Below are 255 nucleotides of genomic sequence, written 5' to 3' on the forward strand. Positions count from 1 at the left end.
GTGTGGTCAATGCCAACGCTGACACATTCGTTGCCAGTTTCTCAGGCTCCACGGGCACGCTCAATATCGGCAATGGCGGCGCCGCCGGTACGCTTAACAGCGCCTCAGTTAACTTTGGCAATGGCACCGGTAGTCTCAACTTTAACCACACCGAAACGGCTTATGATTTCGGGGCGGCGATTTCAGGCGCGGGCACGCTCAACCATCTCTCTGGCGCGACCAACCTCACCGCCGATTCTTCCGGCTTCACCGGCA

Annotated in this window: 1 protein-coding gene; it reads left to right on the top strand. The window is 58.4% G+C overall.

Annotated elements, in window-relative coordinates:
• Positions 1-255 (top strand): hypothetical protein (locus C5748_RS28460; protein ID WP_199194928.1); only part of this gene is annotated, 255 nt, incomplete at both ends.

It is taken from the genome of Phyllobacterium phragmitis (assembly GCF_002980495.1).
In the GTDB taxonomy this organism is placed as follows: domain Bacteria; phylum Pseudomonadota; class Alphaproteobacteria; order Rhizobiales; family Rhizobiaceae; genus Paramesorhizobium; species Paramesorhizobium phragmitis.